The sequence below is a fragment of the Methylosinus sporium genome (assembly GCF_003113265.1).
Taxonomy (GTDB): Bacteria; Pseudomonadota; Alphaproteobacteria; order Rhizobiales; family Beijerinckiaceae; genus Methylosinus; species Methylosinus sporium.
In genome coordinates this window covers 35,462-59,670 of record NZ_PUIV01000006.1, presented here as the reverse complement: position 1 = coordinate 59,670, position 24,209 = coordinate 35,462, and the positions used below count along the sequence as shown (strand labels likewise).

Annotated in this window: 36 protein-coding genes; 29 read left to right on the top strand and 7 right to left on the bottom strand. The window is 62.7% G+C overall.

Annotation, left to right across the window (positions count from 1 at the left end; genetic code table 11):
- Positions 1-9: 9 nt before the first annotated feature.
- The 7 genes from C5689_RS06400 to C5689_RS06370 all read left to right on the top strand — a co-directional run bounded on the left by C5689_RS06400 (position 10) and on the right by C5689_RS06370 (position 3,476).
- A complete protein-coding gene (locus tag C5689_RS06400) occupies positions 10-219 on the top strand; it encodes a hypothetical protein (RefSeq protein ID WP_108916440.1) in 210 nt (69 codons plus the stop codon).
- A gap of 165 nt (positions 220-384) precedes the next feature.
- Positions 385-744: a hypothetical protein gene (locus C5689_RS18150; protein WP_146188341.1), complete on the top strand. Its 360-nt coding sequence runs from the start codon at positions 385-387 to the stop codon at positions 742-744.
- Complete coding sequence (locus C5689_RS06385) at positions 741-1,511, top strand: hypothetical protein (RefSeq protein WP_108916437.1); 771 nt, start codon at positions 741-743, stop codon at positions 1,509-1,511. Before C5689_RS18150 ends, C5689_RS06385 begins: the two co-directional genes overlap by 4 nt.
- 237 nt (positions 1,512-1,748) lie before the next feature.
- On the top strand, positions 1,749-2,006 hold the full coding sequence (locus C5689_RS06380; protein ID WP_146188340.1) for a hypothetical protein: 258 nt from the start codon (positions 1,749-1,751) through the stop codon (positions 2,004-2,006).
- Positions 2,003-2,992 (top strand): DNA cytosine methyltransferase, encoded by a 990-nt coding sequence (locus tag C5689_RS06375; protein WP_108916435.1) that lies wholly within the window; start codon positions 2,003-2,005, stop codon positions 2,990-2,992. Before C5689_RS06380 ends, C5689_RS06375 begins: the two co-directional genes overlap by 4 nt.
- The gene (locus tag C5689_RS18370) at positions 2,989-3,150 is read left to right on the top strand and encodes a hypothetical protein (protein ID WP_158271774.1); all 162 of its coding nucleotides are present in this window, start codon (positions 2,989-2,991) and stop codon (positions 3,148-3,150) included. The genes C5689_RS06375 and C5689_RS18370 overlap by 4 nt, the downstream gene beginning before the upstream one ends.
- Positions 3,147-3,476 (top strand): hypothetical protein, encoded by a 330-nt coding sequence (locus C5689_RS06370; protein ID WP_146188339.1) that lies wholly within the window; start codon positions 3,147-3,149, stop codon positions 3,474-3,476. The genes C5689_RS18370 and C5689_RS06370 overlap by 4 nt, the downstream gene beginning before the upstream one ends.
- A gap of 925 nt (positions 3,477-4,401) precedes the next feature.
- Here the strand turns inward: C5689_RS06370 and C5689_RS18945 are convergent.
- The 7 genes from C5689_RS18945 to C5689_RS06340 all read right to left on the bottom strand — a co-directional run bounded on the left by C5689_RS18945 (position 4,402) and on the right by C5689_RS06340 (position 7,120).
- Positions 4,402-4,536 carry a hypothetical protein gene (locus C5689_RS18945; RefSeq protein ID WP_280176403.1) on the bottom strand — a complete coding sequence of 45 codons (135 nt, stop codon included), beginning with the start codon at positions 4,534-4,536 and terminating at the stop codon, positions 4,402-4,404.
- Positions 4,533-4,775 carry a helix-turn-helix domain-containing protein gene (locus C5689_RS19090; RefSeq protein WP_108916433.1) on the bottom strand — a complete coding sequence of 81 codons (243 nt, stop codon included), beginning with the start codon at positions 4,773-4,775 and terminating at the stop codon, positions 4,533-4,535. The genes C5689_RS18945 and C5689_RS19090 overlap by 4 nt, the downstream gene beginning before the upstream one ends.
- A 10-nt stretch (positions 4,776-4,785) precedes the next feature.
- Positions 4,786-5,046: a hypothetical protein gene (locus C5689_RS06360; protein ID WP_146188338.1), complete on the bottom strand. Its 261-nt coding sequence runs from the start codon at positions 5,044-5,046 to the stop codon at positions 4,786-4,788.
- Positions 5,047-5,143: 97 nt separating this feature from the next.
- The gene (locus C5689_RS06355) at positions 5,144-5,476 is read right to left on the bottom strand and encodes a hypothetical protein (protein WP_108916431.1); all 333 of its coding nucleotides are present in this window, start codon (positions 5,474-5,476) and stop codon (positions 5,144-5,146) included.
- A 136-nt stretch (positions 5,477-5,612) separates the two neighbouring features.
- On the bottom strand, positions 5,613-6,485 hold the full coding sequence (locus C5689_RS06350) for a DUF932 domain-containing protein (RefSeq protein ID WP_108916430.1): 873 nt from the start codon (positions 6,483-6,485) through the stop codon (positions 5,613-5,615).
- Positions 6,486-6,626: 141 nt separating this feature from the next.
- Positions 6,627-6,878, bottom strand: a complete 252-nt coding sequence (locus C5689_RS06345; protein ID WP_108916429.1) for a hypothetical protein — start codon at positions 6,876-6,878, stop codon at positions 6,627-6,629.
- Positions 6,879-6,892: 14 nt separating this feature from the next.
- Entirely contained in the window at positions 6,893-7,120 is a 228-nt protein-coding gene (locus C5689_RS06340; RefSeq protein ID WP_108916428.1) for a hypothetical protein, read from the bottom strand.
- 318 nt (positions 7,121-7,438) lie between these two features.
- Between C5689_RS06340 and C5689_RS06335 the strand changes: the two genes are divergently transcribed.
- The 22 genes from C5689_RS06335 (at position 7,439) to C5689_RS06230 (ending at position 24,208) form a co-directional block, all read left to right on the top strand.
- Positions 7,439-7,900, top strand: coding sequence for a hypothetical protein (locus C5689_RS06335; RefSeq protein ID WP_158271773.1), 462 nt, complete (start codon positions 7,439-7,441; stop codon positions 7,898-7,900).
- A 125-nt stretch (positions 7,901-8,025) separates the two neighbouring features.
- The gene (locus C5689_RS19085) at positions 8,026-8,499 is read left to right on the top strand and encodes an HNH endonuclease (protein ID WP_108916426.1); all 474 of its coding nucleotides are present in this window, start codon (positions 8,026-8,028) and stop codon (positions 8,497-8,499) included.
- 242 nt (positions 8,500-8,741) lie between these two features.
- Positions 8,742-9,185: a hypothetical protein gene (locus C5689_RS06325; protein ID WP_146188336.1), complete on the top strand. Its 444-nt coding sequence runs from the start codon at positions 8,742-8,744 to the stop codon at positions 9,183-9,185.
- Positions 9,186-9,253: 68 nt separating this feature from the next.
- Positions 9,254-10,909 (top strand): terminase large subunit domain-containing protein, encoded by a 1,656-nt coding sequence (locus tag C5689_RS06320; protein ID WP_158271771.1) that lies wholly within the window; start codon positions 9,254-9,256, stop codon positions 10,907-10,909.
- Between the two features lie 6 nt (positions 10,910-10,915).
- Entirely contained in the window at positions 10,916-12,730 is a 1,815-nt protein-coding gene (locus C5689_RS06315) for a phage portal protein (protein ID WP_108916423.1), read from the top strand.
- Between the two features lies 1 nt (position 12,731).
- Positions 12,732-13,448, top strand: a complete 717-nt coding sequence (locus C5689_RS06310) for an HK97 family phage prohead protease (RefSeq protein ID WP_108916422.1) — start codon at positions 12,732-12,734, stop codon at positions 13,446-13,448.
- A gap of 10 nt (positions 13,449-13,458) precedes the next feature.
- Positions 13,459-14,739 (top strand): phage major capsid protein, encoded by a 1,281-nt coding sequence (locus tag C5689_RS06305; protein WP_108916421.1) that lies wholly within the window; start codon positions 13,459-13,461, stop codon positions 14,737-14,739.
- Between the two features lie 62 nt (positions 14,740-14,801).
- On the top strand, positions 14,802-15,236 hold the full coding sequence (locus tag C5689_RS06300) for a hypothetical protein (RefSeq protein ID WP_108916420.1): 435 nt from the start codon (positions 14,802-14,804) through the stop codon (positions 15,234-15,236).
- Between the two features lie 63 nt (positions 15,237-15,299).
- Entirely contained in the window at positions 15,300-15,665 is a 366-nt protein-coding gene (locus C5689_RS06295) for a hypothetical protein (RefSeq protein ID WP_108916419.1), read from the top strand.
- A gap of 9 nt (positions 15,666-15,674) precedes the next feature.
- Entirely contained in the window at positions 15,675-15,932 is a 258-nt protein-coding gene (locus tag C5689_RS06290; protein ID WP_108916418.1) for a spike base protein, RCAP_Rcc01079 family, read from the top strand.
- A 19-nt stretch (positions 15,933-15,951) separates the two neighbouring features.
- The gene (locus C5689_RS06285; RefSeq protein WP_108916417.1) at positions 15,952-16,440 is read left to right on the top strand and encodes a hypothetical protein; all 489 of its coding nucleotides are present in this window, start codon (positions 15,952-15,954) and stop codon (positions 16,438-16,440) included.
- Between the two features lie 3 nt (positions 16,441-16,443).
- Positions 16,444-17,097 (top strand): hypothetical protein, encoded by a 654-nt coding sequence (locus tag C5689_RS06280; protein WP_108916416.1) that lies wholly within the window; start codon positions 16,444-16,446, stop codon positions 17,095-17,097.
- Positions 17,098-17,496, top strand: a complete 399-nt coding sequence (locus C5689_RS06275) for a hypothetical protein (protein WP_108916415.1) — start codon at positions 17,098-17,100, stop codon at positions 17,494-17,496. It abuts the gene before it with no gap.
- Between the two features lie 12 nt (positions 17,497-17,508).
- Positions 17,509-18,018, top strand: coding sequence for a hypothetical protein (locus C5689_RS06270; protein ID WP_108916414.1), 510 nt, complete (start codon positions 17,509-17,511; stop codon positions 18,016-18,018).
- Between the two features lie 6 nt (positions 18,019-18,024).
- Positions 18,025-18,648: a hypothetical protein gene (locus C5689_RS06265; protein ID WP_108916413.1), complete on the top strand. Its 624-nt coding sequence runs from the start codon at positions 18,025-18,027 to the stop codon at positions 18,646-18,648.
- Positions 18,649-19,041 (top strand): phage tail terminator-like protein, encoded by a 393-nt coding sequence (locus C5689_RS06260; RefSeq protein WP_108916412.1) that lies wholly within the window; start codon positions 18,649-18,651, stop codon positions 19,039-19,041.
- 11 nt (positions 19,042-19,052) lie between these two features.
- A complete protein-coding gene (locus tag C5689_RS06255; protein ID WP_108916411.1) occupies positions 19,053-19,526 on the top strand; it encodes an iron ABC transporter substrate-binding protein in 474 nt (157 codons plus the stop codon).
- A gap of 33 nt (positions 19,527-19,559) precedes the next feature.
- Positions 19,560-19,976: a hypothetical protein gene (locus C5689_RS06250; protein WP_146188335.1), complete on the top strand. Its 417-nt coding sequence runs from the start codon at positions 19,560-19,562 to the stop codon at positions 19,974-19,976.
- Positions 19,916-20,350: a phage tail assembly chaperone gene (locus C5689_RS19080; RefSeq protein ID WP_210252729.1), complete on the top strand. Its 435-nt coding sequence runs from the start codon at positions 19,916-19,918 to the stop codon at positions 20,348-20,350. Before C5689_RS06250 ends, C5689_RS19080 begins: the two co-directional genes overlap by 61 nt.
- Positions 20,350-23,526: a phage tail length tape measure family protein gene (locus C5689_RS06240; RefSeq protein ID WP_108916408.1), complete on the top strand. Its 3,177-nt coding sequence runs from the start codon at positions 20,350-20,352 to the stop codon at positions 23,524-23,526. Before C5689_RS19080 ends, C5689_RS06240 begins: the two co-directional genes overlap by 1 nt.
- A 22-nt stretch (positions 23,527-23,548) precedes the next feature.
- Complete coding sequence (locus tag C5689_RS06235; RefSeq protein ID WP_108916407.1) at positions 23,549-23,770, top strand: hypothetical protein; 222 nt, start codon at positions 23,549-23,551, stop codon at positions 23,768-23,770.
- A gap of 3 nt (positions 23,771-23,773) precedes the next feature.
- Positions 23,774-24,208 (top strand): hypothetical protein, encoded by a 435-nt coding sequence (locus C5689_RS06230; RefSeq protein ID WP_108916406.1) that lies wholly within the window; start codon positions 23,774-23,776, stop codon positions 24,206-24,208.
- Position 24,209: the final 1 nt, after the last annotated feature.

The window sequence follows — 24,209 nt, the reverse complement described above, 5'->3', positions numbered from 1 at the left end:
AGAAGGAAGTTGAGCTACAATCGAACGAAGAGACTCGAGCGCATCCGCGAGCATGTGGAGGGATTGCTCGACTGGGCGCACGATCGGCATGGATTGGCTGGCGTCAATGTCGCCATCGGGCTGCTCTGCGCTCTCGTCGTGGAGCTGCTCTATCTCGTCGCCACGGCGCCGGATAGCACGCTCTTGGCGATCATCTTTTTCGTCGTGCTCTTGAAATGATCGTCGCCGCGCTTTCCGACGCAGAGCTTCGCCGGCGCATCGCCGAGCTTGCGCGCGAAGGAAAGCGCGCCGGCCTCCGCCGCGATCTCCCCCGTTACACCGCCATAGCGCGCGAGCTGGTCTCGCTCAGAGTGGAGCGCGATCTCCGCGCAAGAAAGGACCGCAATGTCAAAAGTCGATGAACTCGTTAAGATCGTCGCGCGCATCGTCGATCTAAGCTCGGACGCTGGATTCCACCCGATCGGCGACGCTCGGCAACTCCCCGGAAAATATTCACGAGCTGCTCAGAACCTCATTATGAGCCGCGACGAAAAATCTCCGGTGGTGGCCCGCGCGAAGGAAATTGTCGGCGAAGAAGAGCGTGCGCGCGGCGAACGCGAGCGCGACCAACTCCTCTCGGAATATTCCGCCGAATTGGAAGGGCTGCGCGCAATCCTTCCGTCCATCGCCGCCGCGGCATCCATAGAAATCGGCGTGAGGGCGCGAGCCATCGCCAGCGAAGCGAAAAGCGGGGGCGCGCAATGATGACGGAAGATTTTGAATTCCAAGAGAACGGGATTTTCTGGACTGTGATTGATCGTCCAGTCGGACGGCAGGCGCTCCCAACTTGGATTGCTGACGCTCACATCAATTGGATGGACGGCTACGACAACTCGCCTAGAGTGACCTTCAAGACCCGCGGAAATCCGTCCGAATGGGAAGGGAAGCGGTGGAGGAGAGAGGGCAAGGGCGATTACTTTGCTGAACATGAGGACGGCCGGCTGGACCATTACTTTCACCGTGGTCAACTCGCCCGACGCAAGATCGAAATGTATGTCGACTTCGCCGGGAATCCTCACGTTTATCGGCCTCTCAAGTCAGGATGGCCGAGGCGGACAGTCGACATTCTAGCAACGACTCAAGAAGACGGTTACGCAGGCCGTGCGTATCAAATCACAATGGAAAGCGGCGAAACGGCGCTCTTGCGCGGGCCGTGGTATGGGCTCGCTCGGCCTGGATATGTGGCGTTTTCGTTTGTCGATTTGGGCGCATCTTGGCGCTCGCGGTCTGTATCGAATAGATGGCGTCGCCCATGGTTCAAAGAGACCGCGTGCTTTGGCCTTTACATGCGCACCGATGTTTGGGTTGCCGCGCTCGCGCGGTTCTGCCCCGAGATTGAACTGGCGATTGTGAAGCATTCCAATATCGTCAGTTTGGAGCCTTTCAAGCCGGAATGGGGCGTTCCGAAATGCGTCATCCATGAACGCAAGCGGCAAGCTTTTCTTGCTTCTCAGTCTCGCGCTGCGGAGTGACGATCATGACCCACTGCGACACCTGCAAATTTTGGGATCAATCCGGGCTCCCGCATTATTCACCGCACAGTGACAGCGGCTGATGCAAAGCGCTCCCGCCGGTCCCCGACGATCGAAACGAAGTCGCGCGCTGGCCTATCACAGACTTTCTGGACTGGTGCGCCGCTCACTCGCCCCGTGTCGATTGGCCGTTCAAGAGCCAAGACGAAGACATACCGTTCTGAGGAGAGCGAACCGATGAGCCTGCATGTGCTTTCCTGGGCCTATTCGCGCTCGGCTGGTGATCCAGTGGCGAAGCTCGTCTTGCTCGCGCTGGCGAATGAGGCCGATGCGTCTGGCCTTGTCGGGCGTTCAAGAGCGCTGATCGGTCGGCTGACCGTCGTCACTGAGCTGCCGCGCGGTGACGTGCTTTCCGCGCTGGAGCGCCTGCAGGATGTGAGCGCGATCGTCGACCAGCCGAACGGGTTTCAGTTGAAGTTCGGGGAGGCAGCATGACGAGGCCGCTCGCGCTAGATCTCTTTTCAGGGGCGGCGGGCGGATGGTCGCTCGGTCTCCATCGCGCCGGCTTCACGACAGGCGCGGCTTGCGAATTCGACCCATGGCGCCGCGCTGTCTTTGTGCAGAATTTTCCAGATGCTCGGATGTATGACGATGTTCGAGAACTCACGGCAGATCGAATTATTTCCGACCTCGGCCGCGCGCCCGACATCATCATCGGAAGCCCGCCGTGTCAGGACGCCAGCGCCGCGAACACGAAAGGCAAAGGAGTCGATGGCGAGCGCACAGGGCTGTTCTTCGAAGCGATCCGACTCGTCAGAGATTTGCGACCTCGTTGGGTTGCTCTTGAGAACGTCCCTCGCCTCAGAACTCGCGGTGCTGACCGGGTGCTCGGCGCGTTGGAAGAGATCGGCTACTCCGCTTGGCCGTTCGTGGTGGGTGCTGACGACATCCGCGCCAACCATGAACGAAAGCGCGTCTGGATTATTGCTTTCGACCCCGCGCAAATCGGACGCGGCTGCTGGTGGACACGGCGATACGGGCCGGATGGGGACGGTGCGGCATATCCTGCATCAGGCGATGCTCGCCAGTCCCGCCGCGCGGGACTGGCGCTCCGGCAAGGCTTCTCCGGAGACGATGACCCGCAATGCCAGGCCGCTGAACGAGCAGCTTGCCGGCGCGGATATGATGCTGACGCCAACAGCGAAGGGCAATCTGACGGCGCCGTCGATGCAGAAATGGGCGGGAGCTCGGGCCTTGGCGAAGATGCTGGCGAACCATGGGCTCATTGGAACGGCGGCCTTGCCTATCACATACGGATGGATGCAGGGCTTTCCGCCCGGGTGGCTGAGCAGCGCGGCCTTGCGGGCGCCATTGTCGCCGCGTTCGGAGACAGCGTCGTCCCGCAAATCCCGGAAGCGATAGGACGCGCGATCTGGCGCGTGGAAGAATCGCTCGCTGCTCTTTTCGGGGAGCGCCGATGACCTTCTTCTGGCGGCTCCCCACCATCGCCTATGTGCTCCGCCGCGACGGCCTCTCTGAGGAGCGCCGCGCTGTCGTGGTGCGGCGTCCATCTCAGATGATCAAGCGCGCCAGAGCGCGCGCGAAGGCAGCGCGGCAATGGAAGGCGGCGGCCCCATGATCATCGCGCCCCACGCCATCATCCGGTACCTCGAGCGCATAGAGGGCTTTGATGTCGAGGGCGCTCGCCAACGGCTGCGCCCGGCGGCTCTGCGGACGATCGGCGACGCCGCTCTTGTCGCGCTTCTCGAGCAGGAAGAGCCGGCGCTGATCGCGCGGGTGAGCGAGACGATGATGCGGGCGTGCGCCGATGCTGCGGGGTCTGGCGCGGTGAGTCTGGTGAGCGCAGGCGTCAAATACGTGTTCCGTGGCAGGGCGATTGTCACCGTGATGCGACCGGGCGCGAGGATCAAGAAAAGGAAGCGCGAGAGGGAGACCATCGCTTGAGCGCACGCCCACCATTGGACATTCTCCCGCGCCGAGGCAATCCCGCCAGCTTACACCCGACACATCGCCGAGGCGGCCATCCGGGCGCTCACGGGCGCGGGATTGACGAGGGAAAGTTCCACTTGACGCGCGGGATTCGGCGCGGCTACAAATCGCACACCTCCTGAGTGATGGATTGTTCGTAGCATTCCCGGGCCGGTTCCTCCCCGTCGATAGAGCCGGCCCGGCGGATTGCCTCCCAGTTTCGCCCGAATGGGCAGTTTGTTTCGATCGGCTCTCAGGGGCTCGCCGCGGAGCGTGGGGCGGGTCAGTCGCCGGCGCCAGCCGTTCCCCTCGAGGGACATGGGGCGCGCGGGTCACGGCTTGGGGGAACGGCTCTAGCCGATCGGAAGCTTTCGCCCGCAAGGGCAACGGCACAGCCGGAACAACATAGCCGGCGATAGCGCCCCTCGTTTCTGGCCTTGCGAGGGGGAGGCGAAGAGTGAACGCCAGCGGGCGGGGTTTGCGCCAATAGGTCGCCTCAAGCCCGAAAGTTTGCCGCCCTCCACCGTTGGAGGCTTACCCCCGGCGATGGTCGTAAGCGGCCCGGCCCGCGCGGCCTCCTCGAGGAGCGCGGGCCACCTATTCGCCGCGGGGGTCGCAGCCTTCGGCGGAAGCCCCCTCTCCGAGTCAGACCGGAGAGGGGGCGCCTATTCGAGCGTCGGCGGCCGCACGCCCGGCGCTCGAACTCCCCCGCGCCGCATCGTCCCGGCGCGGGGGAACAAATTCCCGAGCGAAACGAACCAAGGGCAAATCCGGCCAAAGTCAGGGACGGCGGCCGGGCGGGGTTCGGAGTAGGCTGGCGCCTCCCGGCGGATGAGAGGCAAGCCCCGGCGCGCTCTGGCAGAAATGCCTACGCCCTCAAGCAAAGAGCGCCGCCGGGGCGCTATTCGTCGCGCTCTATGCCGCACGTCGGCCGCACGCCGCAGCGCCAGAAACGGACGAAGGGCCAGTAGAGCCAAAACGGCCCTATCGCGAATCCCCAGCTCGTCGCGCCTTTCTGAAAGACGATGATCTTCATTTTTCCGGCTCCCACCTGAAATTCAGCCCCGCGTCGATCGCCGCGCACGCGAGCCGATACCGGAGCATTTCGCGCTCTCCGATCGGCGCCCTCTCGTCCCTGCCGCGCTGAAATCCCGCCTCGAAATCTTGAATGGCGCTTTCGGAATATCCCGTGATCTCGGCGAGCTCGCGCCGGGAGAGTTTCAACGATTCGCGCCATAGGCGGGCGCGCTCGCCTTCGTGGGGATGTTCGGTCATGGCTCTGTCCTCAGCGCGGCATGAAACCGCCGAGCGAGTTCCGCCACGCGCGGTCTTCGGCGATCATTCGTGCCTCGAATGCGTCAATTTCCGCGTCAACGGCGGCGTGCTTCCAGGCGAGCGCCGGGTCCGCCTCGAGCGCCTCCCGCAACGTCGTGAATTGATCGTGGTGGGCCTGAAAAGCCCGGTCGACGAGCCGGCTCTTTTCCTCTTTCAGCTTCGCCCATTTATCGAGCTGTGCCTTCGTCATCTGGCGGCGCGGATTCGGCACGGCCGATCCTCTCATGTTGCGGATGGTGCGGAATGGGCGGCCCGCGACAATGGAGCCGCCCCTGGGGGAGTGAGGGGCGAAAGCCCCCTGTCATTCGTCAGATATGCACGCGGCGCGGGGCGCGGATGGAAGCGAGCGCATGGTCTATGACGTGGGCGTCATAACGGGCGGCCCGCTGCTCGCCAGCGGCCTCGGCCTCGCGCTGGCGCAGCACGACGCCGGCGCGAACCTCGAGTTGAGCGCGGCGGTCTAGGAGAGATTGGTTGCGGCGGCCGAGTTTGGCGCCGAGCAGCCGGGCCAGCGCCCCGCGCAGGATGCGAGCCTCATTCGGGATTTCGTTCCAGCGGCAACCGGCAAGCGAGTTGATCGCGTCGCGCGTCGAGTCGCAAACATCGCGGAACTGAGAAGCGGAAAGAGCGAGCTTATTCATGGTCGCGGTCCTCTGTGGCAATCACCGTTTATCGATGGATTGTTTATAGCGATAATCGCTAAATCACGCAACGGAAAAATCCGTTACTAAGGGAAAAAAGAAGGGCTCGGCAACGTCGCCGAGCCCTTGTTATCGATCAGGCCGCGCGAGCCTGAGACGACAGGATAGAGGCCATTTTCTCGCCGAGGCTCCACAGGGCGCGATTGACTTTCACGTCCTGATCGATACCGCCGATCTCGCGCGTCGTGCGCATCCGGCCGCGGCGCACAATGCCGCGCTCATCCTTCGTCGGTTCCTCGCGGGCCGAGAGGCCGCCGCGGATGGCGTTCTCTTGAATGACGTTGAACGTCGTCCACAGGTCGGAAGCGCGATCTTCGGAGCGGCGCGGCACGAGAAAGGCCTCGGCCTTAATCGGCGAGTCGACCTCGCCCTCTGCGTCGCCGAGGCGGATCATCCGGGCGCTTTCGGCAAAGGCGAGGCGCGCCGGCGCCGGAAGCTGAAGGCCAGACCATTCGATAACGCGGTCTTGCTGCTCTTCGACGGTGGAAATGACGCGGAACGATCCTTCGATAACTTCGTCGACGGCGTTCCCGCTATGGCGGACCTTCGTCTCGTCGATCCGGCAATTTTGGATAATCATTCCATTCGAGCAAATGAAGCGGAACATGCCGCCCATGAGCTTGTAAGCGCTCGAGCCGTCATTCGCATTGACGAGCACGACTTCAGGGGTCACGCCCGCGATATATTGCTTCGTCGCGCGGCTGCGGAAACGAATGATGTGTTTCGTGAAATCCTTCCGGCTCTCGTCGCGGGTCCGGCACTGAAGAGCCTTGAAGGGCTCGAAGCCGGCTTTGCGCATTCCCTCGACGACGTCGATCGTGGCGATGGGCGCGAAACGCTCCGAGCGGCTTTCGTGCGCCTCGCGGGCGAAGATCGAAGGGGCGGCGGCGCGCAGGGCGTCATTATCGAGCGGGAGATTGGCGGCGGCGGAGGCGTAATGGCGGATCATGGTCAATTCCTTCCGTGATTTGAAGCGTCGAACTGCTTTGTTCGATGTTTAATTTTTAGCTGAAGTCGCTAAGATCGTCAATGGATTTTTCCACTACTAAGGGATTTTTCCCGGAGCTTTTGCGGCGGATTCCGGCGCCGGTCATCCCGCAATGAGGTGAACGAAAATTTCGCGCGGCTGATTGAAGGAAAACCGGGAGAATTCCCCGCCTGCCGCGTTGCGAAAGCCGAGGCCGTTGAGCGTGTCGAGAACGGCCGCTTGCGAGCCGTCGAAACAAACGCGGATCGAAGTCGGGAAAACGCGAAGGCGAGCCTTCACGCCAGCGTTGAGCAGGGCCAGCGCGATGAGCGCCTTGTGGTCACTGGTGACGCGATAAAGCTTGATGATCGCCATGGTCCCCACTCCCCTTAGATGACGTCGAAAGCCGAGCGATTGGCGCCGCCCTCGGTCACAACGCCCGTGCTGGAAACGAGGCGGAGTTTCCAGGGATAGCCGTTGAAGTCCTTCCCGATGATCTCACCTTCCATGCCGTGAGCGCGGACCTTCGCGCCGATCGTCGCGCGTTTCGCCGCCGGCTTGCGAGCCTTGCGAACCTTCGGGGTGGTGGCAGAGAGGAAGCGGCAAATCTCATACATGGCGGGCTCTTTCTTATGGGCGTGTCGGTTCGTTCGATGATTTGTTTTTAGCGATTGTCGCTATAAACGTCAATGGAAATATCCATCACAGATTACCTAGTATGCTGGAATTTGACCGCATCATCGCGGAAGCATAAGGATAAATCCGTTATCGGACTTATTCGGAGGGCTGGCATGACGGCGCCGAGACGCAAAGAGGGTCGATACGACCGAATTGAGAATGCGACGCATCCGGGCCCGGCGCTTCCGAGCGCCCCGCGGAAGATGCGAGGAAAGGTCGAAATCGTCGTCGGCGCAGTGCCGGACCCGAACCCCGTCATGGGCGAGAAACTGAGGCGGCAAAAGGTCGCCGTGAATGCCGCCTGTGACCCGCTCGAGCGCGAGCACGCCTATCACCGCATTTCGCCGGCAGCCTACCGCGCCGGGCGCATCTATCAGCGGATCATCGAAGCGGCCAGGATCGGCGGCGGCGGGTCCTCGTTCGGCGAAGCGACGGGCGGCGGCCCCACGGCGGGCGCGCAAGACGCGAAAGCTGCGGAGGCGATCGACCGCGCCGCGGCCGTCGTGAGCCTCACGGAACAAACGCGCCGTGCGATCGGCCAATGGGCGGAGATAACGCTCCGCATGATCCTCGGCGACGGCTTGTCGTTTGCGCAGGTTGCGGCGGCCCGCAGAGAGCCCACAAAGCGCGGAACCGCAAAAGTGGCGAGCGAGTTCCGGGAAGCGCTCTGCGGCCTCGCCAACGAATTTGATCGTATAGGTTGGCGCGGGGGGGATTGACACGCGGGAGCAATTCGATTCACAAACTATACAACGCGATTCACGCCCGGGGCCGGAGACGGCTTCCGGGCGTTTCTGATTCGAGCGCCCGCTCTGCGGGTAAGGCAACACGGGTCGGGCCGAGGATGACCTCGGACATTCGGCGAAAGCTGAATGGATTGGCGACACCACGTCGAGGCCCTACCTTGACGCCGCCGACGAACCTGCGCTCGTTCCATCCCACGGGCAGTGTTGAGCCCACCCTCGACACCCCTATGATGACCTTCCCGGCCACACAGAGTGAGGCGATGGCGCTCCGCACTATCCCCCCACGCCTCAAGCCGGCGCAGCAAAGCCGCGCCAAGCGCATCGATACCGCAGGCGGCGCGAACAAAGCTCACTATCAGAGCGCTGCTCATGACGCATGGGCTAAGGCTGTAAAGGACAGAGACGGCCACCGCTGCGTCAAATGCGGGGCCGCAGGCCCCCGCCTCACAGCCGACCACATCATCGAGGTCAAAGACGGCGGCGCAAAGCTCGACGTCGCTAACGGTCAAACGATCTGCCTCCCCTGTTCGAACACAAAGACCGCACAGGCCCGCAGAGAGCGCCAACGGTAAGCGAACCTCCGCCCTGCCCTCTGCAAAGACGCATCACCAAAAGAACGCCCACAGCGCCCTCCGCAGCCCTTCCCCGAGGCCATCACCTGCTCCATACGCAATAACCCTCGATAGGGGGTGGGGGGGGTAAAATCTCGGGGCCGATAGGGCCTCCCACCGGTTGGGGTCTCACGCGGAGATTTTTTCCCCCAGCCCGGAAAATCGGGCGGCGCCCGGCAACCGACCGAAAAACAGAGGCTAAATTGACGACACGGAAGCGAGGGCGGCCGGCGTTCCGCAAGACCCCGGCGCTGGCCAAGAGGGTCGAGGAGCTGACGAGCGGCGGCATGTCGCAAGGGGCTATCGCCAAGGTGCTGCGCTGCGACTCCGACACTCTGCGGAAGCATTTCGGCGACGAGTTGGACAATGGGATTCAGCGACGGCGGGCCGAGGTTATCTCGCTGCTCTTCAAGAGCGCGCGCGGCGGCAACGTGACCGCTCAAAAGAAGCTCGAGGAAATGACCGGACGCGCCGCCGTCGAGGACGAATTCAACGGCGATCGGGCGCCCGCGCCCGCGTCCCCGAAGCCGAAGAAGGTCGGGAAGAAAGAGTCCGAGTCAGCGCAGGCGACGTCCATGGTCGAAGATCAAGACTGGGGGGCCGATATCGCGGCCTCTCTCGGCGGCGCGCATAAGACGCTGCAATGATACGAACCTCGACGGCATGCCCAGACTGGGAACAGCGCCTCATTGAGGGGCGGTCGCTTGTCCCTGCCATGGACCTGGACGAAGGGGAAGCCGCGCGCGCGGCGCGGTGGTTCGATCGGATGCGGCTCCCCGAGGTCATTGGTCAACCGCTGATCGGAGAGGTTGTCGGAGACTGGTACCGAGACGCAGTTCGCGCGCTTTTCGGGTCATACAACAAAGCGAACAATGTCCGCCGTATCGCGACGGTGCATATGATCCTGCCAAAGAAGCAAGGAAAAACGACCCTCTCCGGCGGAACGATGCTGACGGCGCTCTTGATGAACAAGCGCCCGAATGCGCGCTTTGGCATTCTTGGAGCGACACAGAAAATTTCCGGCGAAGCGTATGACTCTGCCGCTGGCATGATCGAGGCCGAGCCGAAATTCAAAAAGTTCCTGAAGACGACGGACCATCTGAAGCTGATCGAGCATCGGCTCACCGGCGCCTATCTCGAGGTCACGAGCTTCGATACGAAAGTCGCGACGGGCGGAAAATTCGCCGGGTGCCTTGTCGACGAGCTGCATGTTCTGGGCTCAGTCGCTGCCGCTGATCGCGTCATCGGACAAATCAGGGGAGCGAGAATCGCATTCCCCGAGAGCTTCGTATGGCTGATCACTACGCAGTCAGAGGCTCCGCCCGCCGGCATATTCGCAAAAGAACTGAAATATGCGCGAGAAGTCCGCGATGGCGTCATAACCGATCCGAGCTACCTACCGATCATCTATGAGTTCCCGAAGCATATCCAGGAAGATCGCAATAGGCCGTGGGAAAACCCGGAACTCTGGCGCCGCGTTATGCCGAGCCTCGGGTCCGCAGTTTCCCGCGACGTCCTGGAGGAACAGTTCCGGGCGGAGAAGCATAAGGGCGAGGCGGACGTCCGCCGGTGGGCGTCGCAGCACCTGAATATCGAAATCGGAATCGCGCTCGGAGCGGATAGTTGGGTGGGCGCTGAATTCTGGCCCGACGCGGCAGAAAAAGCGTTGACGCTCGAAAAAATCTTGTCGCGATGCGAGGTTGTCGTCGTTGGAATAGATGGCGGCGGCGCGGATGACCTATTGAGCATCTATGTCATTGGTCGACAGCGGTGCGACTCACAGGATGTTAGACGCCGAAAATGGTTTGGATGGGGGCATTCGTGGGCGTTTAGCGACCCCGTACAGGGGCGCGGCGTTGTAGAACGCCGACTCTCTCTCGAGCCGCAGTTGAGCGATTTCGTCGAAGATGGCGATCTTACGATTTTTACGCAGCCGGGCGCAGGGGTCGAAGGCGCGGTCGCGATCATCAAAAAAATTTATGATGCAGGCCTTCTTGGCGGCGTTGGAGCCGACCCCGCGGGCAAAGTCGTTGCATCAATCTCCGATGCTCTGGAGCTTTCCGAAATGACTGACAGCGACGGACCTCTACAGGTTCAGTCCGTCAGCCAGGGTTTCTTACTCCAGGGTGCAATAGGAACATGTGAATTGGAGCTGTTGTCTGGCCGGTTCATCCCCGCAGATCAACGGATCATGGCGTGGGCTCTCGGTAACGCAAAAGCCGAACTGAAGGGTAGCGCGCAGATGATTTATAAACAGGCCGCTGGCTATGCGAAAATCGATCCTATCATGGCGATGTTCGACGCTATTCGCCTTATGAGCTTGAACCCGGAAGCTCCATCCGGAGGTTTCGACGAATTCGCGGTTGTGTGAGGCCGGATGAGCTTTTTCGAGCGCATATTCGGGCGAGGCTCGCACTCGTCTCCGATCTCTGTTGTCGCGGCTGAAGAACAAAAGTCCGTCGACATATCCCCAGAGCTTTGGGCCGCCGTCAATGGCGGCTGGGGAATCCCGACGAAGGCGGGGACGGATGTTTCGTCTGTCACTGCGTTGCAGGTCCCCGCGTTTTTCCGTGGCGTCATGGTGATTGCCGATGGAATTGCGCAACTGCCCGTCGAAATCTATCGCGACCTCCCGAGCGGCAAAGGATCGGAGCCGGCGGTCGACCATCCGCTTTATGATCTGCTGTTGCACCGCGCCAGCGAATTGCAGGATGCGTTTCAGTTCTTCACGACGATCTTGCTGCACGCTGCGGCGACGGGAAACAGCGTCTCCTATCGCGTCGTCGTCAATGGCGAGACGAGAGAGCTTATCCCGATCCGCCCGGAAAGCACGACGATCGACATAGAGACGCGCTTCATGCGCAAGCGCTTCGATCTGACGTTTGAGAATGGAGTCTTCGCTACGGTCGGCGCGGAAGAGGTTTTCCACCTCAGCGGGCCGGGCTGGCGCGCCTATAAGGGCCTCGACCCTGCGGTTATCGGGCGAGAGGCAATCGGGCTCGCCAGAGCGACGGAAGAGTCACAGGCGCGGCTCCATTCGAATGGCGCGCGAACCGGCGGCATTTTGGCGCCGGCGGATGAAAAGGTGCGCCTGACCAGCGAACAGCTTTCCAAGCTTCAGTCCGGCTGGGCGCAAATGCAGACTGGCCTTTCGAATGCGTTCAAGACGTTCGTTTCATCCGGCGCCCTGAAGTGGACGCCGCTTGCTGCGACGGGTGTCGATAATCAGCACCTCGAGACGCGGAAACACCAGATCGAAGAAATCTGCCGCGTGCTCGGCGTCTTTCCGATCATGGTAGGACATGCTGGCGACCAGTCGCCGACATTCGCAAGCGCAGAGGCGTTTTTCGACGCCCATGTCCGCTACACGCTGCAACGATGGATCAAGGCGCTTCGCTCGGCGATCAATACGCAGCTGCTGACGAAAGACGAGCGGCGCGAAGGCTACCACGTCCGCATCGACACGACGGAATTGACGCGCGGGTCCCTCGAGGCGCGAACGAAATACTATCAGGCCGCGCTCGGAACGAACTCGAATCCGGGATGGCTCGATAGGAATGAGGTCCGCGACGACGACGGTTGGAATCCGCGGCCCGAGAATGAGAATGCTGGGCGTCTTTTGGAGCCGCTTACGATGGCCCCGGCCGGAGAGGCGCGCCCCGCCACTACGACGGCCGCTCGACCGCCGGAGCCCCCGCCGTCCGAGCAAAAATCGATGGAGCCGCGCACGCTCTATGTGTCGCGTCGCCTGCTCAACGCCGGAGAGTTTCTCGCGTGGGCGAAATCGCAAGGCTTCAAGACGACGCTCGCAGAGAGCGATCTGCATGTCACCATCGCCTACAGCCGCAAGCGTCTCGATTGGAGCCTCGTCGGAGACGATTGCATTATCTGCGACCCGAAGAATGACGGCGGGCTCGTCATCACGCCCGGCGGCCCCCGCGTCGTCGAGCCGCTCGGTCCGCAAGGCGCGATCGTTCTGAAGTTCGCATCATGGGCGCTGTCCAGGCGCAACCACGAAATCACGGAAGCCGGCGCGTCGTCGGATTGGCCGGAATTCCAGCCGCACGTCACCATCACATACGACGGCGCGGGCGTCGATCTTTCCAAGGTCGAGCCCTTCCGCGGCGCGCTGCGCTTTGGACTGGAAATTTTCGAAGAGATCGACGAAAACTGGAAACCGAGGATCGATTGACATGGAACTCGGCTGCATTGCGGTCCCTCTGGAGCTCAAATTCGACGCTGCCGACAAGCCCCCCGGCTATTTCGAAGGCTACGGCGCCGTGTTCGGGAACATGGATTCCCATGGCGACGTAATCGAGCCCGGCGCTTTCGCGAAGTCGCTGCTCGAGCGCGAACGCTCCGGGCGGCGGCTCCCGCCGATGCGCGTCATGCACGGAAAGGCGAAATGGGGGCCGTCGCCGATCGGTAAATGGCTGGCGATGGCGGAGGACAAGAACGGTCTCGCCGTCGCGGGCCAGCTCTCGAACATGGACCTCGAAAGCGGCAAGGAAATCTATGGGCTGCTGAAGGATGACGTTCTCGGCGGTCTGTCGATTGGATATCAGGTCGCGCCCGGCGGTTCGAAGATGGGGTCTGGGCGCGCCGGCGAGCCGCGCCGCTATCTGAAGACGGTTCACCTTGGCGAGGTCTCCATCGTCGATGACCCGTCCAATCCTCTGAGCAAGGCCTATTACATCAAATCCGCCGGCGTCGATGCGACGCTCGCCGATGAGATCAAGACCATTCGCGACTTCGAGGATTTCCTGCGGGATGCAGGGTTCTCGCGCGCCGCTGCGAAATCCATCGCCATTCGCGGCTTCAAGGCGCAACCGGAACCTCGGGATGAGGACGAAATCGGCAAACACATCCGCGCGCGCTTCGCCGCGCTCGCATCCGTCATCGCGAAATAGGAAACCGATCATGGAACCCGAAGAGATCAAGTCTGCCGTCGACAAGGCGGTGAACCCCGTCATGACCGCGTTCGAACAGTTCAAGGCGGCGAATGACGCTCGCCTCGCCGAGATCGAAAAGAAAGGCTCGGCCGATCCGCTGCTCGATGAGAAGCTGGGCAAGATCGAAAAGCGGCTCGGCGATTTCGAAGGCCTGAATCAGAAGCTGACTCTCGCCGAGGGCCAGGCGAAGGCCGCCCGCGAAGCTGCCGACCGTATCGAAGTCGCGATGGCGCGCATTCCCGGCGCGGCGCGCGGCGGCGGCTCCCCCGGCGAGGTCAAGCAGCGCGCCAATGATTGGCTCCGCTCTGTCGTCTCCGCTCACACGCTCGGCATTCCGAACCTGGGCGCCGAACAGCGCAAGTCTATCGAGGACGCCATCGCCGAATACAAGTCGCTCAACGTGTCGAGCGACACGGCCGGCGGCTATCTGGCGCCGCTCGAATACGTCCGCGAGATCATCAAGGGCGTGACCGAGCAGAGCCCGGTTCGTGCGTTGGTGCGCGTCCGCACCACGGCCGCGAAGTCGATTCAGATTCCGAAGCGCACGGGCCAGTTCGCGGCGCAGTGGGTGGCGGAACAGGGCACGAAGTCGGAGACGACTGGGCTTGCCTATGGCCTAGAGGAAATCCCGGCGCACGAAATCTTCGCGCTGATCGATATCTCCAATCAGATGCTCGAGGATTCGGCCTTCGATATGGAGTCCGAGCTTCGCATGGAAGCGGAGGAACAGTTCGCGGTCGCGGAAGGCGCGGCGGTGATCTCCGGTTCCGGCGTCGGGAAGTCGCAGGGCGTCCTGGTGCATGGAAGCGTCGCCGAAACCAACAGCGGCTCCGCGGCGGCTATCACCGCGGACGGCGTTCTGAGCCTCTTCTACGGCATCAAGACCGCCTATGCGCGCGCCGCGACCTGGGGCATGAACCGCTCGACGATCGGCGCCATTCGCAAGCTGAAGGACGGCGACGGCCAGTATCTATGGTCTCCCGGCCTCGCGAACGGCGTTCCGAATTCGATCAACGGCGCGCCCTATGTCGAGCTTCCCGACATGCCCGACATTGCCGCGAACGCCTATCCCGTCGTCTTCGGCGATTGGCGCCGCGCGTACACGCTTGTCGACCGAATCTCCATGGAGTTCCTGCGCGACCCCTACACGCAGGCGACGGGCGGCAATGTGCGCTTCATCTTCCGCCGGCGCCAGGGCGGGCAGGTCGTGCTGCCGGAAGCGATCCGCAAGCTGAAGATCGCGGCGTAATCCATTCGGCGGCGCATCGCGCGCCGCCGCTTTCCCCATTTCCTACATGAGGAGCGCCGACCATGGCGTCGAAAGACCTCCACAACAACATCCACGTCGCGCGCGGGCTCTCTCCCGTCGCGGCCGGCACGGACAATACGGCCTATGTGTCGCAGATCATCGACACGGCCGGCTATGAGGCGGTGGAATTCCTGATCGCGATCGGCGCGAACACGGACGCCGATGCGACGTTCACGGTCCTTTTCGAGGATGGCAACGCGGCGAACCTCTCGGACGCTGCGGCCGTCGACGATAAGTTCCTTCTGGGGACCGAGGCGCTGGCGAGCTTTCAGTTCGACGACGACAACGAGGTTCGCAAGATTGGCTACGTCGGTCCAAAGCGCTACTGCCGCGTGACCATCACGCCGGCCGGCAACGGTGCGGGCAACATCTTCATCGCGGGCCTGTGGTTGCTGGGCCATCCGCGCTCGGCTCCCACGTCCAATCCCCCGGCCTGATCGGCGGCGCCGCAATAAGCGCCCCGGCGGGCTCTGCCGGGGCGCGATTTTGGAGATTGACGCATGCTCGCCTTCATAAAGAAATCGTTTCCCTACGCGCACGATGGAATCCACGTCGAGGAATTGGCGGCAGGCTCGACGCGAGAGATCGCCGATAGCGTCTTCGATGGTCTCGAGGCGGCCGGCTATGTCGAGGCTCCGAAGCCGCAGCCGATCGCCCCCATAGAGCCGCCGGCCGCAGAGGCCCCCGCCGCCACAGAGCAGGAAAACAGCGGCTCTGAGGAGGCCCCCGCCGCCACAGACGCCGCCGAGTTTTCCGTTCGCCATATCGGGCGCGGCAAATACGATATCTTCATCGGCGATGAGCGTTACACGCATGACGCGATGACGAAAGACGAGGCGGACGCCGCGCTCGCCGCAATGATCTGAGGGCCGAAGATGGCTGATAATTTCTCGACTTTCGCGCCTGGCCTGTCCGACGTTGCGACGCGACACTTCGCGATCTCGCCATCGGACTCTGCTGACCTCGCCATCAAGCCCCGTGCGATCTATTGCACGGTCGCCGGCGATGCGGTCATCCGCGACGAAGCCGGAACCGACATCACCTATCCGCTCACGGCGGGGCAAATTTTACCCTTCCGTGGCGTCCGAATTCTCGCGACCAACACGACGGCGACCGTCGTCGGCTGGTACTGAAATCTGAGAGGAAACGACCATGGTCGACGCGACATACCAGCCGAAAGTCTATGACAAGCAAGGTGGTGACGAGCTGGTCGTCGCCTCGGGCGGAAAGATCACGATCGAAAGCGGCGGCCTCATCGAAAATGCCGGCGTCTATGCGATCGTCCAGGGCGCGCCGACAGCCAAGACGGTCTCGGCGACGCTGACCGCCGCGGAGATATTGGCGGGAATCATCACCGTCAATCAGGCCGCCGGCGCCGCTTCCGCGCTGCAACTGCCGCTCGCGACCGCGATGGATACCGCGCTCCCGGCGTTCGGCGCGAACTCCTCTTTCGACTTCTCGGTCATCAATATTTCGACCGTCGATGCCGAGGATGCGAGCCTCACGACGAACACGGGCTGGACGCTCGTCGGAAGCATGGACATCCCAGCTTACAGCGCTGCCGGCTCGCTGAATTCCTCTGGCCGCTTCCGGGCTCGGCGCACGGCCGCCGGCGCCTGGACGCTCTATCGGCTGTCCTGATCTATGTCTTTCACCGTCACCGTTCCGGCAGCCGATCGCGCGCTCTTGACGCTCGACGAAATCAAGGGCGCGCTCGGAATCTCTGGCACTGACCAAGATGTAGCTCTTGCAAATTTTGGACTGCAAATCTCTGATATCATTTCCGACGAATGCCGCGTTCCCGGCGATGGAATCGCTATCCCGACGCTGTTGCGCGAGACGATCGTTCAAACCGAGCGCATCGTCAGGTGCGATGGAAATGCGAAGCCGGCGTCTTTGATCCTGGTGCGGCGATTCATCGGCGCGATTAGCTCCATCACAGTGGACGGAACCGCGCTCGAGGCGAGCGATTACGAGATCGATCGTGGGGCTGGGCTTCTGCGTCGGCTGTGCGGCTCTTCCTTCGTCGATTGGCCCCAAGGAACGACTGTCGTCTCCTACACGGCTGGATTTGTCGAAATTCCCGGCGCGTTGAAGCGCGCGGCGGTCACCGTGCTGCGCGAGCAAGCGTCGGCGGATAGCCGCGACCCCTCGCTGAAATCTCTTCGCCAGAAAACCGACGGGCTCTCCGAAACAGAATGGGGCTACTGGGTGAATTCTGCCGCTGGCGGGACATCATCTGCGATATCCGGTCCGGCGAGCGCCATGCTCGATCCTTACCGCTATTGGACGGTGTGAGTGTTCGCCGTGACGACCGCGGCCAGCGAGCGAGCGACGCTCGATCGTGTTCTCGCGCTTGTCGGCGAGCCCTGCCGCCTCGAGCGCTTGCTCCCCAGCGGGGAAACCCGCTCCGTCGACGTGCAGGCCGCCGTGCGAGACTACAACGCCGTCGAGATCGGGCAGAGCAACGGCGGGCTCCAGGCTGGATTTTCCAAGGTCATCATGTCGTCGACTGAAATCGACGCGGCGGGATGGCCGGACCTCGTCACGTTGGCGACGCAGACGGCGGATGATCCGCGCATCCCGCGCCGCGGCGATCGCTTCATCGTGCAAGGCAGGGCTCGCATCGTGCAAGCCGCATGGGCAGCACCGCGCATCGGCGGGGAACTCGTCAGAATCGAAATGACGATCAAATAGAAGGAATCTGCAATGTCTGTCACCGCACAACTCCGCGCCGCGCTTTCGTTCAGCCAGACCCGAACGGCGGTTCTCGGCGCTGCGCCTTCGTGGTCGGCCGCGTTCGACCAAATCGTGAGCCTCGTCAACGGCACCGGCGCGGGCCAATTCGACCTCGGCTATGCGGCCGAGCGCACGGTCGCGAGCGCGGCGAATGACGACATCGACCTCGCCGGCGTGCTGACCGACGCCTATGGGGCGGCCGTCACGATTGCCGAGCTCGTCGCCATCATGATCGTGAACAAGCAGCGCGACGGTACGGCGAACACAACCGATCTGACGCCGGGCGGCGGCTCGAATTTCGTCCCTGGCTTTTCGGCGGCGCTCCCCCCGATCAGCCCCGGCGGAATTTTCATGATGGTAGCGCCTGGCGCGGCTGGCCTCGCGACGGTGACGGCATCGACCGGAGATATTCTCCGCGTTGCGAATTCGTCGGGCGCTCAGAACAAATTCCAAATCGCGATCTTGGGCCGCTCGGCCTGAATTTTCATGGCGCGTATCTCGACGTTCGGCCGAGACATCAAGCTGATCGTCGACAAGAACCTATCTCCTCAGGCGCGCCAGAAATTCGCGGCTGCGGAGGCGAGACGCATCCTTTCCGATGTCCAGGCGTCGAATGCGCGCGTGTTCGGAGAGGCGCCGCAGCACACGACGATTGTTGACGGGAAGATCGGCGCGCCGCTGGAAAGCGTGAACCCGGAACACGGCAAGATCGTCTTCGAATTCCAGCTTGTCGGCCCTGTGCTGGAATGGATCGGCGAGCAGCTTGTCCTGAATTCTCCAGTTCTCACCGGCCGCTATCGTGACTCGCACGTCATGCTTGCGGATGGCGTCGAGGTCGATGTGGACGCTGGCGAGAAAGCGCCGGCTGCTGACGAATACAAATTCGTGAATACGCGTCCATACTCGCGCAAGATAGAGCGCGGGCTTTCCGATCAGGCGCCGGATGGCGTTTTCGAAGTTGTCGCCGACTCGGCGCGCCGTCGCTTCGGCAACATCGCCAACATCAAATTCACCTATGTGGCGCTCTACGTCCCGGCGTCTCGCGCGAAATCCGAGCGCGCCGCAGAGCGCGAAAGCCGCAATCCCGCGATCGTCGTAAGGCCGAGGTAGATGGCGCATCCTGACGTCGAAACGGCGATCTATGACCATTTTGTCGCGAACTGGACGCGCTGCGCGATCATGCGTCCGAATGAAGATTTGACGCTTCCCGGAGACGGCTCGCCTTGGCTGCTCGTCACCTATCCGGTGTCGCGCACGAAGAAAGCAGCGCTCCGCCAGCGCAGCCGCGAAACCGGGTCGATCCGCGTCGTAATCGCCGTCGAGATCGGAATCGGCGGCGCGAAGTCGCGGCAATGGGCCGAGGAAATCGCCGCGCTTTTGAGCCGCGAGACGATAGGAGGCGTCGTCTGCGATGTCGCCTCTGTTGGCGACGGGTTCGATGACGGATCGAATTATCGGCGCTCTGTCATCGTGCCTTACCGATACGAATTCACCGTCGTCTGAAAGGAAGCATCATGACCGAACCTTACAGCCCCGAAGGCGCGCGGGTTTATATCGCGCCGGCCGTCACAACGGCGCCCGCAGACGCCGCCGCTTATACGGCGCTCACCTGGACCGAGATCGGCAGCGTCGAAAGCCTCGGCTCCTACGGCGACACGGCGCAGGAACTCACGGCCACCAATCTGCGCAATAACCGCGTGAAGAAGGTGAAGGGTCCGCGCAACGCTGGCACGCTGGCGATCGTCTGTACCGATGATCCGGCCGACCTCGGCCAGCAAGCGGCGATCGCGGCGGAGAGGACCAGATACAACTACCCGATCAAGATCGTGTTCGACAATGCCGTGACAGTCGGCGGAGATGGAGAGATCAACTATCTCACCGGCCCCCTCATGTCTCGAGAGAAGAACGTCGGCGACTCCACGAACATCGTGAAGCGCACGTTCAACGTCGGGATCAACTCCGACATCATCGAAGTCGCCGCGACCTGATCGTGGCGCGAATAGCAAAAGGAGAAGTGAGCAATGGGTTTCGACCTTTCCGAACTCGATACCGTTGCGGCGGCGTCGGCCGGCGCTTGGATGGATGTCACGCACCCGACGACTGGCGTCGCCATCATGGCCGACAAAGACACGACGATGGCGATCAACCTCGTCGGCGACGACAGCGACGTGGCCCGGAAATATGACCTCGGCGCGCGCAATCGCCGGCTCGCGAAAATCCAGCCCGGTCGGCCGGCGAAGGTGAGCGCCGAACAGATCGAGGCCGACGAGATCGACCGCTTGGCGTCGCGGACGATCGGCTGGCGCGGCGTTGCGCTGGACGGCGCCGATGTCGAGTTCTCGGCCGCGGCGGCGAAGAAGCTCTACACGCGGTTCCCGTGGCTTCGCGTCCAGGTCGCGGAATTCATCGAGGACCGCGCGAATTTTTTGAAGGTCTAGCGGAAGAGCTGCTCGAGTTCGCTCGGGCGGCATATTCCGCGAAGGCTGGCGCGCCGATCTATGGCGCTCCGCCTTATCAGCTCGCCCATGTCTGGGAATGGTTCTCTGATCTATCGTTCTCGCGGGGGAGCAACGGATTTTCAGCGCTTCCCCTCCCGCCGAGCGAGATCGCAGCATGGGCGCGCGGGATGCGCATCGAACTGACAGCGTTCGAATTCACGCTGTTGCGCCGCATCGATCGCGTCGTATTGCCGATCCTCAATAAGACGAAGCCAAGCGGCAATGAATCAGCGCCTGATATCGTGCCTATCAATGACACAGCCGGGCTGAAAGCGCTGTTCGCCGGGCTGAAAGAGCGTGCCAGGAGGGATTGATGGCCGAAAATGTCGTCACCCGGATCGATATCGATGTCCGCGGTTCGGACAGCGCGGACCGTGCGACCGCTGCTCTCGAGAAGCTTGTCGGCGCCGAAGAGCGCGCGACGGTATCATCGGACAAGCTGGAAAAGGTGCGTGAGCGCAGCTCGGCGGCGGCCGATCGCATCGCGAAGCGCTATGACTCAGAGTATCGCGCAGTCCAACAGCTCGCAAAGGATCAGGCGGCGCTCAACCGCGCCTATGACGCCGGCCTCGGCGGGACGCTCGCTTATGAGCGCGCACTCGCCGGGGTGACGAGACAGCAGGCCGAGCTTTCCAAGGCCGTCAACGACAACGGCAAGTCCGCCGGGCTCGCGCGCCATGAATGGACGAATCTATCCCGCCAGATGCAAGACGTTGGGACCATGCTCGCGAGCGGTTCCTCGCCGACGCAGGTTCTGGCGACGCAGGGCGCACAGATCTACGATATTTTCTCGTCGTCGAAAGGCGGCGCGGTGTCGGCGCTGAAAGACTTCGCGCTAGCGACGACGCGCTTTCTCACCAATCCGCTGACGATCGGTGTGGCGGTTGTCGCCGGCGCCACCTATTCATTCATACGCTGGCGAGACGAGATCGCAGCGACGACGATCGCGCTCAACGGGCTCGGTCGCGCGAGCGGGCAGACCGTCAATGGCGTCATGTCGCTTTCGCAGTCTGCGGCGGACCGGGCCGGAATATCGGCTTCGTCGGCACGCGGCGTCGCGGGGCAGATGCTCAACGCAGGGGTGAGCGGATCGAACATAGAGGGCGGTGTCGGCGCTTCGGTCGATTTCTCGCGGCGCTTTGGCGTCGACCTCGAAGCGGCGGGACAGACGCTATCCAAAGCGCTCGCGGACCCCGCCAAGGGCGCCGAGACGCTGGCGAAACAGTATGGGCTCGTCACCTTCGCGGAACAGCGCCAGATTTCCGAGATCGCGGCGCTGGGGAACAAGTCGGAAGCGAGCTCGAGGCTCGTCGCCATCTTGAACCAACGCCTCGCCGAAATGGAGGACCCGACTTCGCGAATTGCGAAGTGGTGGGAGACCGTGAAGAAGGGATTTTTCGACGGGCTCGACAAGATCGGACGCGGGATAGACCGCGTTGTCGACGGCCCGGCCGAGACGCAGCGCAAAGCGGAGCAGCGCGCGAAATCCGCGTTGCAGGGGACGCTGCGCGGGCTGGAGAGCGCCGAGCAAGAGCGCGGTCAATCGCTGGACAGGATGCGCGAGGACAGCGCGCTCGCCGTCAAGGAGATCAATGCCCGGACCTATGCGGAGCGCGAGTTTATCGCACGGCAGCGGGCGTGGAATGAGGTGATGCGCTCTGAGGTGCCGGACGCGATCAAGGCCGCGATGGCTGCGGAGACCGAGCGGGCGAAGATGCTCGCGGAAACGTCCCGCAAAGTGGAGGATTATGCGCGCTCTGTCCGCGATCGGGCGGGCATGGCCGGCATGACTGACTATGAACGCGGGCGGCAACAAATTCTGAATTCCGCGCGCGACTTCCGGGAGCAGAATTTTTCAGACGCCGCTACGCCAATGGCGGCAGCGATGAACACGGCGGGCTCGGCCGCGACGACATTCGCGGATGTCCTGACACAGGCGACGGCGAAGATAGGCGGCACGTTCGGACGGCTTGTGCCCGTTTCGGAATGGAAGAACGGCCTCGGGCCTTCCGCCAATGCGACGGCCGCCGACCCGCGCGGCATGTCCGGTTATATCCGCGATCGCGCCGGAGCCTATGGGATCGACCCGGAGACTGCGCTGCGCGTCGCTCGCTCCGAAGGGCTGGGGAACTTCTACGGCGACAATGGAACAAGCTTCGGCTCCATGCAGCTGCATGTCGGCGGCGGCATCGGCGACGAGTTCCGCCGGGATACGGGGCTCGATCCGAGCAACCCCGCTAATGAGCGCGCGACGATCGATTACGCGCTGAAAATCGCGGCACAGCGCGGCTGGGGTCCGTGGCACGGCGCGGCCAAGGTCGGAATCGGCGAGTGGGATGGCATCGGCACGCCCGGAGCGCGCCGGCTCACGGTGTCCCGCAGCGCGGTCAACGACAATGGGACGCGCTCGAAATATGAGGCCGCTGTCCAAGAGGACTTGAAGACATACGACAAAGAGCAAATCGACAAGCGCATCAACTCGTCGAATAACAGTCTGCGCGAACAGAATGCGTTGCTCGACGCGCAACAGAACGCCTTGACGGCGGACAATGCCACTCTGTCGGGCGTCATCGAATCCCAAAAGTTGCTGAACTATTTCACGACGCAGCGTATCGATATCGACGAAAAGTTGAAGAAGTCCATCCTCGGGGTCGGCGAGGCGGAAGCCGCCCGGATGCGCAAGGAAGAAGAATTTCAGCGCCAGAGGAAAAGCTACATCGAAAATCTCGACCTCGCGCGCAGCACTCTGAGCGGGTCGCTCGGCGGTGGGTTGAAGGCGCTGGCTAAGGGCGAGGATGTCGGCGCGGCGTTGCAACAATCGATGCAATCGGCAATGGACCGCATGATCGATATGCAGGCCAACCGCCTCACCGAGTCATTGCTCGGGGCGACGGGTTCCGCGAACGGTGGATTGCTCGGCGATTTGCTCGGGTTCGGTCGTCAGCAGCAGACAGCGCAGATGAACGTCCAGGCGGGCGTCGTCACGGTCAACGGTGGAGTCGGAACCGGGGCAACCGGCGGCGGTATCGGCGGGCTGATCGGCTCGCTGTTCAGCAGCTCGAGTTCCGGCTCGCTCCCGACGATGGCTCAAGGCGGAATGGGGCCGGATTATATGCCGGGGAACGCGAACGGAACCGACTTCTGGCGCGGCGGTCCGACCTGGGTTGGCGAGCGCGGCCCGGAGATCATCAATCTTCCGCGCGGCTCTCAAGTGATGTCGAACAGCGATTCCGTCGCCTATGCGAAGTCGCTCGCGGCTGCTGGGCGCGCGGGCGGCTCCGGCGGTTCGGGCTCGCATCCGCCGACGCAGGTGTCTTTCATCAATGCGCCGGGCGGCGAGGCCGAGGTGAAAGAAACCAGGCGCTCCGATGGCGGCGTGAGCCTCGAGGTGACCTTCAAGAAGATGTTGAAGAAGGCCGTAGCGCAAGGCGTGATCGATCGCGAGATGGGCGCCAGCTACGGCGCGCTCCGGCAAGCGAAATCCCGCTGAACCATCACCAAAGGACAGGGAAATGAGCAATAACTCCGATCTCCCGGAGCGCGTCACTGCGCTCGAAAAGCAGGTCGCCGAGCTGACCGAACGGCTGGACAATCTGAGCGCCAGGCCGCCCGTGCATATCAATGTGAGCGAGACTTTCAGAGACCTTTTGAAGGAGTCTCTCCGGCACGGGGCCATCGATCGCGCGATATCCGAGCGCTTTGGATTTCGTGCCAGTCCGGCGCGCCCGCGCTGATCCATGGCAATCCCCGTCTTTCCCGACGAGCTGTTGGGCAGCGTGCTCACCGATGGATTCGGCGACACGCTCCCCGATGGGCGCTCTGAAGTCCCGACCGATTACGGCCCGGCCATGATGCGCCGGGCCTTTTCGTCGGCTGTCGAGCCGGTGACGGTGACGATCGTCATCGAGCATTACCTCGTATTCCGCTTCAAGCGCTTCTGGCGCGAAGATATCGGCGGCGGCGCTCTGCCTTTCATCCTGCCCGATCTATTGGCCGATGGAGACGTTGTTCTCGACGACGCGGGCGAGCCAGTTCTCGACGATTCCGACGAGCCTATTCTGGTCACGGCGAAATGGCTCGCGCGCTTTGCGCCTGGACAGGCGCCGAAAATCGAGCCGTGGGGCATCGATTATCAGATCGCCATGCAGCTCGAAATCCTCCCGGTCGAATAGC

Bases quoted from the DNA above. Each gene is read 5' to 3' on its own strand.
- C5689_RS06295 (WP_108916419.1), top strand. From the start codon at position 15,300: ATGCTCGCCTTCATAAAGAAATCGTTTCCCTACGCGCACGATGGAATC.
- C5689_RS06335 (WP_158271773.1), top strand. From the start codon at position 7,439: ATGGGCGAGAAACTGAGGCGGCAAAAGGTCGCCGTGAATGCCGCCTGT.
- C5689_RS06285 (WP_108916417.1), top strand. From the start codon at position 15,952: ATGGTCGACGCGACATACCAGCCGAAAGTCTATGACAAGCAAGGTGGT.
- C5689_RS19090 (WP_108916433.1), bottom strand. From the start codon at position 4,775: ATGACCGAACATCCCCACGAAGGCGAGCGCGCCCGCCTATGGCGCGAA.
- C5689_RS06315 (WP_108916423.1), top strand. From the start codon at position 10,916: ATGAGCTTTTTCGAGCGCATATTCGGGCGAGGCTCGCACTCGTCTCCG.
- C5689_RS18150 (WP_146188341.1), top strand. From the start codon at position 385: ATGTCAAAAGTCGATGAACTCGTTAAGATCGTCGCGCGCATCGTCGAT.
- C5689_RS06380 (WP_146188340.1), top strand. From the start codon at position 1,749: ATGAGCCTGCATGTGCTTTCCTGGGCCTATTCGCGCTCGGCTGGTGAT.
- C5689_RS06270 (WP_108916414.1), top strand. From the start codon at position 17,509: ATGTCTGTCACCGCACAACTCCGCGCCGCGCTTTCGTTCAGCCAGACC.
- C5689_RS06345 (WP_108916429.1), bottom strand. From the start codon at position 6,878: ATGGCGATCATCAAGCTTTATCGCGTCACCAGTGACCACAAGGCGCTC.
- C5689_RS06340 (WP_108916428.1), bottom strand. From the start codon at position 7,120: ATGTATGAGATTTGCCGCTTCCTCTCTGCCACCACCCCGAAGGTTCGC.
- C5689_RS06290 (WP_108916418.1), top strand. From the start codon at position 15,675: ATGGCTGATAATTTCTCGACTTTCGCGCCTGGCCTGTCCGACGTTGCG.
- C5689_RS19085 (WP_108916426.1), top strand. From the start codon at position 8,026: ATGACCTCGGACATTCGGCGAAAGCTGAATGGATTGGCGACACCACGT.
- C5689_RS06235 (WP_108916407.1), top strand. From the start codon at position 23,549: ATGAGCAATAACTCCGATCTCCCGGAGCGCGTCACTGCGCTCGAAAAG.
- C5689_RS06240 (WP_108916408.1), top strand. From the start codon at position 20,350: ATGGCCGAAAATGTCGTCACCCGGATCGATATCGATGTCCGCGGTTCG.
- C5689_RS18945 (WP_280176403.1), bottom strand. From the start codon at position 4,536: ATGAAGATCATCGTCTTTCAGAAAGGCGCGACGAGCTGGGGATTCGCG.
- C5689_RS06280 (WP_108916416.1), top strand. From the start codon at position 16,444: ATGTCTTTCACCGTCACCGTTCCGGCAGCCGATCGCGCGCTCTTGACG.
- C5689_RS06370 (WP_146188339.1), top strand. From the start codon at position 3,147: ATGATCATCGCGCCCCACGCCATCATCCGGTACCTCGAGCGCATAGAG.
- C5689_RS06300 (WP_108916420.1), top strand. From the start codon at position 14,802: ATGGCGTCGAAAGACCTCCACAACAACATCCACGTCGCGCGCGGGCTC.
- C5689_RS06310 (WP_108916422.1), top strand. From the start codon at position 12,732: ATGGAACTCGGCTGCATTGCGGTCCCTCTGGAGCTCAAATTCGACGCT.
- C5689_RS18370 (WP_158271774.1), top strand. From the start codon at position 2,989: ATGACCTTCTTCTGGCGGCTCCCCACCATCGCCTATGTGCTCCGCCGC.
- C5689_RS06305 (WP_108916421.1), top strand. From the start codon at position 13,459: ATGGAACCCGAAGAGATCAAGTCTGCCGTCGACAAGGCGGTGAACCCC.
- C5689_RS06350 (WP_108916430.1), bottom strand. From the start codon at position 6,485: ATGATCCGCCATTACGCCTCCGCCGCCGCCAATCTCCCGCTCGATAAT.
- C5689_RS06255 (WP_108916411.1), top strand. From the start codon at position 19,053: ATGACCGAACCTTACAGCCCCGAAGGCGCGCGGGTTTATATCGCGCCG.
- C5689_RS06265 (WP_108916413.1), top strand. From the start codon at position 18,025: ATGGCGCGTATCTCGACGTTCGGCCGAGACATCAAGCTGATCGTCGAC.
- C5689_RS06250 (WP_146188335.1), top strand. From the start codon at position 19,560: ATGGGTTTCGACCTTTCCGAACTCGATACCGTTGCGGCGGCGTCGGCC.
- C5689_RS06385 (WP_108916437.1), top strand. From the start codon at position 741: ATGATGACGGAAGATTTTGAATTCCAAGAGAACGGGATTTTCTGGACT.
- C5689_RS06375 (WP_108916435.1), top strand. From the start codon at position 2,003: ATGACGAGGCCGCTCGCGCTAGATCTCTTTTCAGGGGCGGCGGGCGGA.
- C5689_RS06320 (WP_158271771.1), top strand. From the start codon at position 9,254: ATGGACCTGGACGAAGGGGAAGCCGCGCGCGCGGCGCGGTGGTTCGAT.
- C5689_RS06230 (WP_108916406.1), top strand. From the start codon at position 23,774: ATGGCAATCCCCGTCTTTCCCGACGAGCTGTTGGGCAGCGTGCTCACC.
- C5689_RS06355 (WP_108916431.1), bottom strand. From the start codon at position 5,476: ATGAATAAGCTCGCTCTTTCCGCTTCTCAGTTCCGCGATGTTTGCGAC.
- C5689_RS06260 (WP_108916412.1), top strand. From the start codon at position 18,649: ATGGCGCATCCTGACGTCGAAACGGCGATCTATGACCATTTTGTCGCG.